General features: G+C 61.5%; 15 protein-coding genes and 1 pseudogene. 6 read left to right on the top strand and 10 right to left on the bottom strand.

What is annotated here, in order from left to right:
- Positions 1 to 193 precede the first annotated feature (193 nt).
- The 4 genes and pseudogenes from M1D99_RS23245 to M1D99_RS23260 form a co-directional block, all read right to left on the bottom strand.
- Positions 194 to 1429, bottom strand: coding sequence for an RNA polymerase sigma factor (locus M1D99_RS23245; protein WP_458130836.1), 1236 nt, complete (start codon positions 1427 to 1429; stop codon positions 194 to 196).
- Positions 1429 to 1566 (bottom strand): annotated as a pseudogene (locus M1D99_RS23250) (SRPBCC domain-containing protein); the annotation flags it as partial. The gene M1D99_RS23245 and the pseudogene M1D99_RS23250, both read right to left, overlap by 1 nt.
- A gap of 60 nt (positions 1567 to 1626) precedes the next feature.
- A complete protein-coding gene (locus M1D99_RS23255; RefSeq protein ID WP_186709173.1) occupies positions 1627 to 1971 on the bottom strand; it encodes a YciI family protein in 345 nt (114 codons plus the stop codon).
- A 67-nt stretch (positions 1972 to 2038) separates the two neighbouring features.
- Positions 2039 to 2473: a YybH family protein gene (locus tag M1D99_RS23260; RefSeq protein WP_458130837.1), complete on the bottom strand. Its 435-nt coding sequence runs from the start codon at positions 2471 to 2473 to the stop codon at positions 2039 to 2041.
- 142 nt (positions 2474 to 2615) lie between these two features.
- On the opposite strand from M1D99_RS23260, the gene M1D99_RS23265 reads away from it, so the two are divergent.
- The gene (locus M1D99_RS23265) at positions 2616 to 3101 is read left to right on the top strand and encodes a GNAT family N-acetyltransferase (RefSeq protein WP_186709182.1); all 486 of its coding nucleotides are present in this window, start codon (positions 2616 to 2618) and stop codon (positions 3099 to 3101) included.
- Between the two features lie 34 nt (positions 3102 to 3135).
- Complete coding sequence (locus tag M1D99_RS23270) at positions 3136 to 3741, top strand: pyridoxamine 5'-phosphate oxidase family protein (protein WP_250965680.1); 606 nt, start codon at positions 3136 to 3138, stop codon at positions 3739 to 3741.
- A gap of 11 nt (positions 3742 to 3752) precedes the next feature.
- Here the strand turns inward: M1D99_RS23270 and M1D99_RS23275 are convergent, their stop codons facing one another.
- Together M1D99_RS23275 and M1D99_RS23280 are read right to left on the bottom strand one after the other, a co-directional pair.
- Positions 3753 to 4241: a GyrI-like domain-containing protein gene (locus M1D99_RS23275; protein ID WP_186730499.1), complete on the bottom strand. Its 489-nt coding sequence runs from the start codon at positions 4239 to 4241 to the stop codon at positions 3753 to 3755.
- A 79-nt stretch (positions 4242 to 4320) separates the two neighbouring features.
- Positions 4321 to 4983 carry a LysE family translocator gene (locus M1D99_RS23280; RefSeq protein ID WP_186709184.1) on the bottom strand — a complete coding sequence of 221 codons (663 nt, stop codon included), beginning with the start codon at positions 4981 to 4983 and terminating at the stop codon, positions 4321 to 4323.
- A gap of 208 nt (positions 4984 to 5191) precedes the next feature.
- Here M1D99_RS23280 and alaC point away from each other — a divergent pair, with 208 nt between their 5' ends.
- A complete protein-coding gene (gene alaC, locus M1D99_RS23285) occupies positions 5192 to 6409 on the top strand; it encodes an alanine transaminase (RefSeq protein WP_434571924.1) in 1218 nt (405 codons plus the stop codon).
- 119 nt (positions 6410 to 6528) lie between these two features.
- Here the strand turns inward: alaC and M1D99_RS23290 are convergent, their stop codons facing one another.
- Positions 6529 to 7881 carry a GntP family permease gene (locus tag M1D99_RS23290; protein WP_053182604.1) on the bottom strand — a complete coding sequence of 451 codons (1353 nt, stop codon included), beginning with the start codon at positions 7879 to 7881 and terminating at the stop codon, positions 6529 to 6531.
- Positions 7882 to 7973: 92 nt separating this feature from the next.
- Complete coding sequence (locus M1D99_RS23295; protein WP_186613539.1) at positions 7974 to 8507, bottom strand: gluconokinase; 534 nt, start codon at positions 8505 to 8507, stop codon at positions 7974 to 7976.
- A 216-nt stretch (positions 8508 to 8723) separates the two neighbouring features.
- On the opposite strand from M1D99_RS23295, the gene gntR reads away from it, so the two are divergent.
- The 3 genes from gntR to M1D99_RS23310 all read left to right on the top strand — a co-directional run bounded on the left by gntR (position 8724) and on the right by M1D99_RS23310 (position 11185).
- Complete coding sequence (gene gntR / locus M1D99_RS23300; RefSeq protein ID WP_186730497.1) at positions 8724 to 9755, top strand: HTH-type transcriptional regulator GntR; 1032 nt, start codon at positions 8724 to 8726, stop codon at positions 9753 to 9755.
- A 162-nt stretch (positions 9756 to 9917) separates the two neighbouring features.
- Positions 9918 to 10472 carry a hypothetical protein gene (locus M1D99_RS23305; protein ID WP_458130838.1) on the top strand — a complete coding sequence of 185 codons (555 nt, stop codon included), beginning with the start codon at positions 9918 to 9920 and terminating at the stop codon, positions 10470 to 10472.
- 290 nt (positions 10473 to 10762) lie between these two features.
- Positions 10763 to 11185 carry a GNAT family N-acetyltransferase gene (locus M1D99_RS23310; RefSeq protein WP_186709196.1) on the top strand — a complete coding sequence of 141 codons (423 nt, stop codon included), beginning with the start codon at positions 10763 to 10765 and terminating at the stop codon, positions 11183 to 11185.
- Positions 11186 to 11310: 125 nt separating this feature from the next.
- Here the strand turns inward: M1D99_RS23310 and def are convergent, their stop codons facing one another.
- Positions 11311 to 11850: a peptide deformylase gene (gene def, locus M1D99_RS23315; RefSeq protein WP_186709197.1), complete on the bottom strand. Its 540-nt coding sequence runs from the start codon at positions 11848 to 11850 to the stop codon at positions 11311 to 11313.
- Positions 11847 to 12797, bottom strand: a complete 951-nt coding sequence (locus M1D99_RS23320) for a YihY/virulence factor BrkB family protein (protein ID WP_053119137.1) — start codon at positions 12795 to 12797, stop codon at positions 11847 to 11849. Before M1D99_RS23320 ends, def begins: the two co-directional genes overlap by 4 nt.
- Positions 12798 to 12939 lie beyond the last annotated feature (142 nt).

The raw sequence follows: 12939 nt of genomic DNA on the forward strand, positions 1-12939 counted from the left end.
CCGACGCTTTCGCGAGCAAGCCCGCTCCCACAGTGGTTTCCGGTGTTTCGAAGATGTGCGATCAGTCATCACTTCCCTTGTGGGAGCGGGCTTGCTCGCGAAGACGGTGGGTCAATCAACAACTGTCTTGACTGCGCCGGCGTTTTCGCGAGCAAGCCCGCTCCCACAGGAATTTCGTTGTTCTTGTGGTTCATCACTGCAACCCGGCGAGCCTGGCTTCAATGAACCGCCGTTCCGGCAGTTGCTGCGTCAGTTCAAGCGCACGTCGGTAGGCGGCCCGCGCCTCCTCCACCTGCCCTAACTGCCGACAGAACTCCGCCCGTGCCGAATGGGCCAGGTGATAGTCCGTCAAATCGCCCCTGGCGAGTATTCCGTCAACCAGGCGCAGCCCTTCCTGGGGCCCGTCGCGCTTGGCCAGGGCGGCGGCTCGGTTGAGTTCGATCACCGGCGACGGCACGGCCCGCAGCAGCACATCATAGAGCCCGACGATCTGCGGCCAATCGGTCTCCTCGGCCGTCGGCGCTTCGGCATGCACCGCCGCTATCGCCGCTTGCAAGCAGTACGGCCCGAACCGCCGGGTCTTCAACGCGGCTTTCACCAACGCGCAGCCCTCGGCGATCAGCTCGGCATCCCACAAGGATCGGGACTGTTCATCCAGCAGGATCAGCTCACCGGTCGACGACGTTCGCGCCGGTCGCCGGGATTCGTGCAGCAGCATCAACGCCAGCAGCCCCATGACCTCGGCCTCGGGCAGCAACTCCATCAGCAGACGCCCGAGGCGGATGGCTTCGCACGTCAGGTCTTCGCGGGTCAGCTCGGCGCCCATCGACGCCGAGTACCCTTCGTTGAACACCAGGTAGATCACCCGCAGCACGCTGTCCAGACGCTCCGGCAGCTCCGCCCGGGACGGCACCTGGTAGGGGATCCTGGCATCGCGGATTTTCGCCTTGGCCCGCACGATGCGCTGGGCAATGGCCGCCGGGGCGGCGAGGAATGCCCGGGCGATCTGCTCGGTGGTCAGGTCGCAGACTTCCCGCAGCGTCAGGGGCACCTGGGCATCCGCCGCCAGGGCCGGGTGGCAGCAGGTAAAAATCAGCCGCAGGCGATCGTCTTCCACGTCTTCGTCACTCCACTGGCCCTGTTCCAGTTCCTCGAGTTGGGCGATCAACATCGGTTGGGACGCGGCGAAACGCGCCCGTCGGCGCAAACTGTCGATGGCCTTGAAACGCCCGGCAGACACCAGCCAGGCCCGTGGATTGTCCGGCACGCCGTCGCGCTGCCAGCGCTCGACCGCAATGAAAAAAGCCTCGTGCAAGGCCTCTTCCGCAAGGTCGAAGTCCCCCAACAGGCGAATCAGCGTCGCCAGGATCCGTCGCGAGTCTTGCCGATACACCTGCTCGACCCGCGCCTTGACCGTTTCGGCCGACATCAGTCGGGCATGCCTCGGGTAACCAGCGCTTCAAGCCGGTCCAGGCTCTCGCCCCACCCTTCATGGAAGCCCATGGCTTCGTGCACCTGGCGATCCTCCTCGCTCCAGTGCAGCGCACGGGCGGTGTAACGGGTTTGGGATAACGCATGAGAGGCAGTTGTGAGGTTCATGAATGAAATCCTGTTTGTGCTTGTTGTTCAGGGGTTCAGTTGGCGTACCGGTCGTACTTCGACGCAGCCGACCCGGGCCGCCGGAATATTGCCGGCGACCTGGATGGCTTCGTTGAGGTCCTTGGCGTCGATCAAATAGAAGCCCGCCAGTTGCTCCTTGGTTTCGGCGAACGGGCCGTCGGTGATCGACAGCTTGCCGCCGCGCATGCGCACCGTCGTGGCGGTCTGTACCGACTCCAGGGCCTCGGCGGCCACCATGCGCCCGCTGCCCTGGATCGACTCGGCATAGGCCATGCACTCGGCGTCCTCCGGGCTGTCGGGCGAATTGTGCAGCGTGTGTTCGTTGCTATACACCAGGCATAGGTACTTCATGGAAGGCTCCGTGATCGGACTGATCAACTATGGACGGCAGAATGACCCTCGGCAAAAAAACCGACGATCAGGGTTGCAGGTCGAACAGCGCCGTCCCGGCCATCGGGTCGAACGGGGCGGACCAATGTTCATGGACGATCCGCCATTGTCCGGCAACACACTGATAGCAGGCCGTCACGCGCATCCAGCAGGCTTGCTCCTCACCCTTTTCGTTGGTGCCGCCGCAATAGGCGAGCCAGTGGGCGAAGGCGATGTTATCGGCCGGGGTAATCTTGACCTGATGAAAGTCGAACTTGTGCGGGCCGGGGCACATTTCCATGCAGGCTTGCCAATGGGCCCGGTAAGCGGTCTTGCCCTTGAATTGCAAGGCCTGGATGGCATCGAACGAGACAATGTCCTCGTCATAGAGCGCCATGACCTTTTCAACGTCCTTGGTCATCACGGCCTGGCGATAGGTGTCGATCAGGGCCTGGATCTGGGTTTCAGTGGTTTGGGTATTCATGGTGATTCTCCGCAGTTTTTTTGTTGAAGACACCCTTGGTCGTTTGGAGAAACAGCGAATCGACAATCCAACAAAAATAATCCAAAGAAAAAAATTCGCTAGAATCCACGTCTCATTTAGCCGGCAAACAATGGATGTTTTTGTGACCGTTCAGCTCGTCCCCTACGAAGACCTGACCCCGCGTCAACGCGAACAGGTCACCGCCATCGAAATCCACCCCGGACAGATCAAGTTCGCCGGCGATATCCACGGCGCCCTGCATACGCTGCTGTCCAAACCCGGCCCCGGGGTCAAAGGCTTTGCGCTATTGGCGCAGGAGGTGCCGGTGGCCTTCCTGCTGCTCAAGCGCCCACCGGTACTGCCCGCCTGGGCCAACGAACACAGCGCCACCCTGCATGCCCTGCAAGTCGACCACCGGGCCCAGGGCCAAGGTTATGGCAAGGCCTGCCTGCAGGCGCTGCCCGCCGTGGCGCGCGCCGCCTGGCCGGAGATCCGCGGGCTGGAGCTCTCGGTGGACGCCGACAACGACTCGGCCATCGGCCTGTACACCCGGATGGGCTGGGTCGACAGTGGCGAAGCCTACAAGGGCCGCATCGGTTATGAGCGGCGGATGGGGTTGATGTTTTGAAGACCTTGGCCCATAGACTCAGGATGAATGGATGATGGTGACGTCGATTGAACAGTTGGAAGCCCTGTATGGCTTGCCTCACGAACGGGCAGTGCGTAAACAGATCCCGTTTTTGAACGAGGATTATCAGGCGATGGTCCGGGCCTCGCCGCTGGTGGTCATCGGTTCCGCAGGCCCCGACGGCCTCGATAGCTCGCCCCGGGGCGACGTGCCAGGTTTTGTGCAGATCCTCGACGAGCGGACCCTGGCCCTGCCGGATCGTCCCGGCAACAACCGCATCGACACGCTGCGCAACGTTTTGCACGATCCACGGGTATCGCTGCTGTTCCTCATTCCAGGCATTGGCGAGACCTTGCGGGTCAACGGCACCGCCCGGATCAGCGCCGAACCGGCACTGCTGGAACGCTTTGCGGTCAACGGCAAGCCGGCTCGCACCGTGCTGCTGGTGACGGTCGAAGCGGCGTTTTTCCATTGTGCCAAAGCCATCGTGCGTTCAGATCTGTGGAACCCGGCCCGCCATCTCGAGCGCTCAGCCCTGCCCAGCGCCGGGGCGATCCACAAGCGTTTGAATGATGGGCAGTTCGATGCCGAGACTTACGACCGTGAAGCGCCTGCGCGGGTGCAGGCCAGTTTGTACTGAAGCCGCGACGATCAGCTCGGCTTGAGCGGGATCCAGATCTCCAGGGTGCCTTGGCCGGTCCTGGGGTTGAAATCCTCGCTGTAGCGCTCGAACTCCGGCAGCTCGGCCGCTTCGTGGCCGGAATGCGGCAACCACTCATTCCAGATGTATTGGAACGTGTCCGGCAGCTGTTTCAACGGCCCCTTGTGTTCGAAGACCGCGTAATGCCCTGGCTGGATTTCGATCCAACGGTATTGCTCCGGCAGATCGTCGAGCCGACTGATCTCCACGCCGGCGATGTATTCGAACCCACCCTTCCCGTCCGGGTTGCAACACACGCCGTAGGTCACTTCATCTTTCTGCCCTGGCACTTTGCCGAGCCAGGGCAGGAACTTTTCCCAGAGCAAAGGGATGTCTTGGGCGGTGTCCTCGGTAAACCGGGCACCAAAGCCGGCGATCAGCTGAAAACGTCCCTGCTCAAAGCGTGGTTCGGTTGTGCAATCGCGTTTGTGCTTTTCCATGCGGCAACACTCCAGCAAACGTGAAGTCGGGTTTGGCAGTATAGAAGCCAAACCGTGATTGGCAGGACCGTTTCGCTTGTCAGAAGCCAGGAACAGTGCCGGTGCCGGTTTTTCCTACAAACTCGTTGTAGCCAGAAACGATCACATATACTGCGAAATAGCAGAAGATCGCGGCGGATGCCCAATAGGAATAACGCAACAGTTTATCCCCCAACAGTTTGCCGCCCTGGGTCGCGGCCAGGCACAAGGCCGCGCACCACAGCAGCCCGGCACAGAGAAAACCGCTGAGGAACAGCGCCGAGCTGAGCAAGGTTCCGCCGCCCGAACGAGCAATCAGCGTGCCGCCCACCGCCGCGAACCAGAGGATGGCACTGGGCGATGACATGGCCAGGAAAATCCCGCGAAAAAACTCCTGGCGCGAAGAGTTGCCCTGCACCTCGCCCGCCTCGGCCAGTACGGTGCTGTGATAGATCGCCGAATGGATCATCTTCGCCGCGAAATACAGCAACAGCACAGAACCACCGAGCCACAGCACCCAGCGCACCGTTTCGTATTGCAGCAGCACGGTCATGCCGGCCAGGGCCAGGACGGCGTAGACCAGGTCGCCCACGCAAGTGCCCAGGCCCAAGGCGAAACCCTGGAAATAGCCACGCTGCATCGCCAGGGTGATCATCGCGATATTGGCCACGCCAATGTCCAGGCACAGGGAAAGGCTCAGCAGGAAGCCGCTGGAAAATTCCATCATTCATTCCATCAGGATTGGGAGAGACAGGTTAAACATGTCGCGGCGACCATCGATAGCGCCGCAGCCTGGGCGACAGTGTCGTCGAAAATAGTTCGACGCGGCTACTGGACAATCCGACATCCGCCCGATTATCTTGCGCCGCAGGCCACCGCAGTGGCCAACGTCGCTCGGACGGTTCCGGGCGCTCACGTATCTCGAGGCAACAATGGCCGAACAAGGTTCGCCGCGCCGCTTTGCGCGCATCGATCGACTCCCCCCGTACGTATTCAATATCACTGCCGAGCTGAAGATGGCTGCGCGTCGGCGCGGCGAAGACATCATCGACCTGAGCATGGGTAACCCCGACGGCGCCACGCCCCCGCACATCGTGGAGAAACTGGTCACCGTCGCCCAGCGTGAAGACACCCACGGCTACTCCACGTCCAAAGGCATCCCACGCCTGCGCCGCGCCATTTCGCGCTGGTACAAGGACCGCTATGAAGTGGACATCGACCCGGAAAGCGAAGCCATCGTCACCATCGGTTCCAAGGAAGGCCTGGCACACCTGATGCTGGCCACCCTGGACCAGGGCGACACGGTGCTGGTGCCCAACCCCAGCTATCCGATCCACATCTACGGCGCGGTGATCGCCGGCGCCCAGGTGCGTTCGGTGCCGCTGGTGCCAGGGGTGGATTTCTTCGACGAACTGGAGCGGGCCATTCGCGGCTCGATTCCCAAGCCAAAGATGATGATCCTGGGCTTCCCCTCCAACCCCACCGCCCAATGCGTGGAGCTGGACTTCTTCGAACGGGTCATCGCCCTCGCCAAGCAGTACGACGTGTTGGTGATCCACGACCTGGCCTACGCCGACATCGTCTATGACGGCTGGAAAGCCCCGTCGATCATGCAGGTGCCTGGCGCCAAAGACATCGCGGTGGAGTTCTTCACTCTGTCCAAGAGCTACAACATGGCCGGCTGGCGCATCGGCTTCATGGTCGGCAACCCGGAACTGGTCAGCGCCCTGGCGCGGATCAAGAGCTACCACGACTACGGCACCTTCACCCCGCTGCAAGTGGCCGCCATCGCCGCTCTCGAAGGCGACCAGCAATGCGTGCGCGACATCGCCGAACAGTACCGCCAACGCCGCAATGTGCTGGTCAAGGGCCTGCATGAGCTGGGCTGGATGGTGGAAAACCCCAAGGCTTCGATGTACGTCTGGGCGAAAATTCCCGATGCCTATGCGCACCTGGGCTCGCTGGAATTTGCCAAGAAGCTGTTGGCCGAAGCCAAGGTCTGCGTCTCGCCGGGGGTGGGGTTCGGGGAATATGGAGATGATCATGTGCGCTTTGCGCTGATCGAGAACCAGGACCGGATTCGCCAGGCTGTGCGGGGGATCCGTGGGATGTTTCGGGCGGATGGGCTGGTAAGCAAACCTAACGCCTGACACCAAACTAATGTGGGAGCGGGCTTGCTCGCGAAGGCGGTGTGTCAGTCATCATCTACTCGACTGAGACAACGCCTTCGCGAGCAAGCCCGCTCCCACAGTTTGTGCCGCAGCGCCTGTTAGATCACCAGCGACAACAGCAGGATAAAGATCAGCCCCACCACGGACAGGATGGTTTCCATCGCGGTCCAGGTCTTGAAGGTTTCGGCCACGGTCATGTTGAAGTACTGCTTGACCAGCCAGAAACCTGCGTCGTTCACGTGGGACAGGATCAACGAACCGGCACCGGTCGCCAGCACCAGCAGCTCACGGTTCACGCCCGGCATCATCCCCACCACCGGCACCACGATCCCGGCCCCCGTAATGGTCGCCACAGTGGCCGAACCGGTCGCAATACGAATCACCGCCGCCACCAGCCACGCCAATAGGATCGGCGAAATCTGCGCACTGACCGCCATGTGGCCGATCACATCGCCCACGCCGCTGGTCACCAGCATCTGCTTGAAGCCGCCACCGGCACCGATGATCAGGATGATCGCGGCAGTCGGGGCCAGGCTTGCGTCCAGCCATTTGAGCATCTGGCTGGAGCCGATGCCCTGCTTGTAGCCGAAGGTGTACAGCGACAGCAGCAACGCCAGCAGCAAGGCCGAGATCGGGTGGCCGATCATGTCCATCCAGACGCGGAAGAGGTTGCCGTCCGGCAGCGCTACGTCAGCAAAGGTCTTGAGCAACATCAGGAACACCGGCGACAGTACGGTGATCAGGGTGATGCTGAAGCTTGGCAGCTCGGCGGCGTTTGTCTCGCGGGCCAGTTGATCCACCAATTCCTGGTTCGGATGGCCGGGGATGTGCTTGGCAATGAACGTACCGAAGATCGGGCCGGCAATGATGGCGGTCGGCAGTGCGACGATCAGGCCATAGAGAATGGTCTTGCCGATGTCTGCGCCAAAGATGCCGATCGCCAGCAGCGGACCCGGGTGCGGTGGCACCAGGCCGTGGACCGCGGAAAGGCCGGCCAGCAACGGGATACCGATCTTGATGATCGACACGCCGGTGCGGCGCGCCACGATGAACACCAGCGGGATCAGCAACACGAAGCCGATCTCGAAGAACAGCGGGATGCCCACCAGGAACGCGGCGAACATCATCGCCCACTGCACCTTGTCCTTGCCGAAGGCACGGATCAAGGTCTGGGCAATCTGATCGGCCCCGCCCGACTCGGCCATCATCTTGCCGAGCATCGTACCCAGCGCCAGGATGATGCCGACAAAGCCGAGCACGCCACCGAAGCCGTCCTGGAACGCCTTGATGATGGTGCCGGTCGGCATGCCCGACGTCAGGCCGAGGAACGCGGCGGCGATGGTCAGTGCAATGAACGGGTGGAATTTGAACTTGGTGATGAGGACGATGAGTCCGATCACCGTGACCACTGCATCAAGCAGTAGGAACGTCTCGTGGGACATGCCGAACATGGGAGGTGTCTCCTGATTTGTTGTTGTTATTGAAGCAGTTATTTATAAGCCGTCGGGACAGCGCTATCTTTCTGACGCAAATTTTTTGAAACTCAGCCGGCAAGCTTCAAACCGTGGGCCAACCACCAGACGTAAGCCTGGCGCGCCAGTTCGTCGATGCTGTGGCTGGACGCGTCCAGAGCCAGGGTCAGGGGCTCGCCGACAGGGGATTCAAGGGTGGCAAACTGGCTGTCGATCAGAGTCGACGGCATGAAATGACCGGGACGGTGGGAAACGCGATCGGCGGCCACTTCGGGGGTCAATTCAAGGAATACGAAGCCCAGGCCGGGCAAGGCACTGCGCAGACGCTCGCGATAACTGTGCTTGAGGGCCGAGCAGGTCAGCACCGGGCGCTCGCCCGTGGCGTCGACACGGCGCAACTCATCGCACAGGCTGTCGAGCCAGCCGGCACGGTCGTCGTCGTTCAGGGGAATACCGGCGCTCATCTTCTGGATGTTGGCCGCGGGGTGGAAGGTGTCGCCTTCGATGGCGGTGGCGCCGCTCAATTGGCACAGGGCCTGGCTGACGCATGTCTTGCCGCAACCGGCAACGCCCATGATGACCAGGGCGGTGATGGGATTGTTCATGTAACACCTCAGCGCGCAGACAGCGCTACCTTTGCCAGTTATGACACCGCAGCAAAAGCAGAAGTTGCCGACGCCTTCTTGTCATTTTTGTGGTTGCAGCATGTTCGTTCACGACGCGAGCGGACGGGAGATCAGGCAACCCCCGTTCACGCATTTGCAGCGGCGTCGAGACAGCGCTACCTTAGTGCCTTGATTTTTGTTTGGCAAGCCGCCCTGATGACCGCCCCTAAAAACGATAAGAATACTCGCACCACCGGTCGCCCCACGCTCAACGAAGTCGCACGCCTGGCCGGTGTCAGCCCCATCACCGCCTCCCGTGCCCTGCGCGGCGTCAGCACCGTTGCCTCGGAACTGGTGGAAAAAGTCCGCCAGGCCGCCGTGGAGCTCAACTACGTCGTCAATCCCGCCGCCCGTGCCCTGGCTTCGGCCCAGAGCCATTCGGTGGTGGTGTTGGTGCCGTCGTTGTCCAACCTGTTGTTCATCGACACCTTGGAAGCCATCCATCGGGTCCTGCGGCCCAAGGGTTTCGAAGTGGTGATCGGCAACTATCACTATTCCCGGGACGAGGAAGAAGACCTGTTGCGCAACTACATGGCCTATCAGCCACGGGGTCTGCTGCTGACCGGTTTCGACCGCACCGAAAGCGCCCGGCGGATGATCGAGGCCAGCAACATTCCCTGCGTGTACATGATGGAACTGGACCCCGGCGCCGGGCTCAACTGCGTTGGTTTTTCCCAGCTCAAGGCGGGGGAAACGGCGGCCGAGCACTTGATTTCCAAAGGCCGCAAGCGCCTGGCCTACATCGGTGCGCAGCTGGACCAACGTACCCTGCTGCGCGGCGAAGGCTTTCGTCGCGCCCTGCAGAAGGCCGGCTTGTATGACCCGGATCTGGAACTGCTGACCCCGCGCCCCTCCTCGGTGGGCCTGGGTGGCGAATTATTCCTGCAATTGCTCGACAGCCACCCGGACGTCGATGCGATTTTCTTCGGCAACGACGACCTGGCCCACGGCGCCTTGTTCGAGGCCCTGCGCTGCGGCATCAAGATCCCCGAGCAGGTCTCGGTCTTGGGCTTCAACGACCTGCCCGCCTCAGCCCACATGGTGCCGCGCCTGAGCAGTATCAGCACCCCACGGGAAGCCATCGGCCGTCGCGCCGCCGAACAGATGCTGACGCTGATGGCCGGCAACCGCATCGCCCAGCCGGTGGTGGACATGGGCTTTGAGCTCAAGGTTCGCGAAAGCACCTGAGCGGCCCCGGCACGAGGCGGTCGATCCATGCCGACGAACGGCAAGGATTGGCCGCCCCGCTCGCAGCACGCCCGTCTAAAAGCCCTTGGAATAAGGTTCTCGCGGCACGGCATGGGAATTGCTCCTGCCCCTCGCTCAGCCATTACCTACAAGGTGTTCATCATGTTGGTCAGTGCAAAACAGCAAGCGATGGTCTTGCCCCTCAAGCGCCCGGGCGAGGATCTCATCGCCGAAGCCGCCAGCGGCCTGCAAAGCGCCGCATTGCAGGCGTTGCGCGATAACGTCCAGGCCCAGGCCAGCCAGGGCAGTGCCCAGGTCCAGGACGCCTTCACTCGACAAGCCACGCAGCAGGTCAGCGCCGCCACCGCCATCAGCGACAAGGTGGACGAGGCATTCGCCAAGACCCGCGTGCACTTGCAGACCGTTGCTTTGTCAGCGGCCGAAGAAACCACGATGCTTGGCGGCTCCGCGACGGCAGAATTCAAGGACTACATGAGCAAGACGCCCGAAGAGCGCCTGCGCGACAGCATCCTTGAAGAGATGGGCATTACCCAGGAAGAGTTGGAGGCGATGCCGCCCGAGAAGCAGATGGCCGTCAGTCAGGAGGTTGCCCAGCGCATGCAGGACAAATCGGCGATGGCGCAAGTGGAAAAGGCCGAGGAAAGCCGCACGGGCGACAAGGCCTCGGCCACGGACATGTTTCTCGCCTCGCTTTGAGCTTCGACACATAACGAAGGGGTTGAGCTGGGGCGACCGTCCCAACTCAAACCGAGGCCAACCCGGACGATAGCGGCTCAATGACCGAACAGATTCACCTTCTTGGCCTTCTTGTCGGCACGCTTTTCATCAGCACTCTTCGCCGGTTTTTTCTTTGCCGCTTTTTTTGAATCCATGCCTTTGGCCATGATACGTACTCCACTCATACGGGATGTGCAGTCAGGTATACGCCTATCGCCGCACCCGCGTTCTTTTATAATCGCCTCCCCCTTCTGCGCCACGACCCTGCCATGTCCGAAATCCATTACACGCAACTCGACGAGCCGCTGTGGCCACTGATGAACAAGTTTTACCGCGCCCACCAATCTTCGATGAAAGCGGTGCGTGACGCACAATTGTGGGTGGCAAGGCGCGATGAGATTGTCGCCGCCCTGTGCCTGCGGCCCGTGTCGGGCGGGCATTGGTTGACCGGGTTGTTCGTCGCCCCGACGTACCGCGTACAGGGCATTGGCGCGCGGTTGATCGCCGAGGCGGTGAAAGACCTGGATGAGCCGGTGTGGTTGTTCTGTCACCCGGACTTGCGTGGTTTTTATGAGCGACGTGGTTTCAGCTTCGATCCTGAACTGCCCTATGCCATGGCCGAGCGCCTGAGCCGGTATGCGCGCAGCAAGCCGATGATTGCGATGGGGTTAAAGCTAAATACACAGTCCTGAAGTGCAATACAGATCAATGTGGGAGCGGGCTTGCCCGCGAAGACGGCGGCACATTCAACATCAATGCAAGCTGACCTACCGCTTTCGCGAGCAAGCCCGCTCCCACAGGGTTCGGGGGCGGGTTATTAGTCGTCGGCCATGGGATCCAGGTCCGGAAACATCACCTCGGTAAAGCCGAACTTGCTGAAATCCGTAATGCGCGACGGGTACAAGCGCCCGATCAGGTGATCGCATTCATGCTGTACCACCCGCGCATGGAAGCCCGACGCGTAGCGCACGATCGGCTCGCCCTTGGGGTCGAAGCCTTCGTAGCGGATGTCCTGGTAGCGATCCACCGCACCGCGCAGGCCCGGTACCGACAGGCAACCCTCAAAACCCTCTTCCATCTGCGGGCCCAACGGAGTGATCAATGGGTTGATCAGGATCGTCTGGGGCACCGCCTCGGCGTCGGGGTAACGCTCGCTGTGTTCGAAGCCGAAGATCACCAGTTGCAAGTCGACGCCGATCTGCGGCGCCGCCAGACCGACGCCGCCGACGCTTTCCATGGTCTGGAACATGTCGTCGATCAATTGCCACAACTCAGGGCTGTCGAACAGGTCGGCGGGCACCGGGGGGGCGATGCGCAGCAGGCGTTCGTCGCCCATTTTCAGGATTTCACGGATCATGGTCGGGCTTCGTCAGGGTGGGTGTGAGGGATGGAATGGTCGCGCCCCAGGCCGGACACGTGCTGCTTTTCATGCTCGCCCGGGTTCTTTTCACCTGGATTCTTGCCCTCGGCGGACATGTGCTCGATCACCGCATTCATCTCCGCACCGAGCAACAGCACCGCCGCAGAAATATAGAAATACAGCAACAACACGATGATCGCGCCAATGCTGCCATACATGGCGTTGTAGTTGGCAAAGGTCTTGACGTAAAACGCGAAGCCCAGGGAGGCGATGATCCACACCACCACCGCCAGCACCGACCCGGGGGTGATGAAGCGAAACTCCTGCTTGACGTCGGGCATCACGTAATAGATCAGTGCCACGGCGACCATCAGCAAGAACACGATCACCGGCCAGCGCACAATCGTCCAGAGCGTGACGATGAACTCCTCCAGGCCGACCTGGGCCGCAATCCAGCCCATCACCTGCGGCCCGAGCACCATCAGCGCCGCGGCGGCCAGCAGCATGCCGGCGATGCCGACCGTGTAGAAGATCGACAGCGGAAAGCGCTTCCAGGCCGGACGGCCCTCGACCACGTCGTAGGCGGCGTTCATCGCGCTCATCATCAGCCGCACGCCCGCCGAAGCGGTCCACAAGGCAATGACGATACCCACCGACAACAAGCCGCCCTTGGATTGCTGGAGCTGGTCGATCACCGGGTTGACCTGCTCCAGGGCCTGGGGCGGCAGCACCAGTTCCGATTGCAGGCGCAGCCAGGAGAAGAAGTCCGGCAGGTGCAGGAAGCCGATCAATGCGATCAGAAAGAGAATGAACGGGAACAGCGAAAACAGCATTTGGTAGGCCAAAGCCGAGGCGTAGGTCGACATCTCGTCGTCGAGAAATTCGGTCACGGTGCGCATCATCACACGATGCAAGGGTAAGCCTTTCAAGGCCGGGAACATCATGTGCGTCTCCTTTCGCCGCAAAAAGGGGTGGTCGCTTGGCGACTCAGGGGCGTTGCCACGACAAAGTAGCCTGTTTGGCGACGTTGGATCAATTTCGTCTTTTCAGGCCCGACGCTGAGTTGACCGATGATTGCCAAGCCAA

Source organism: Pseudomonas sp. R3-41 (assembly GCF_054161485.1).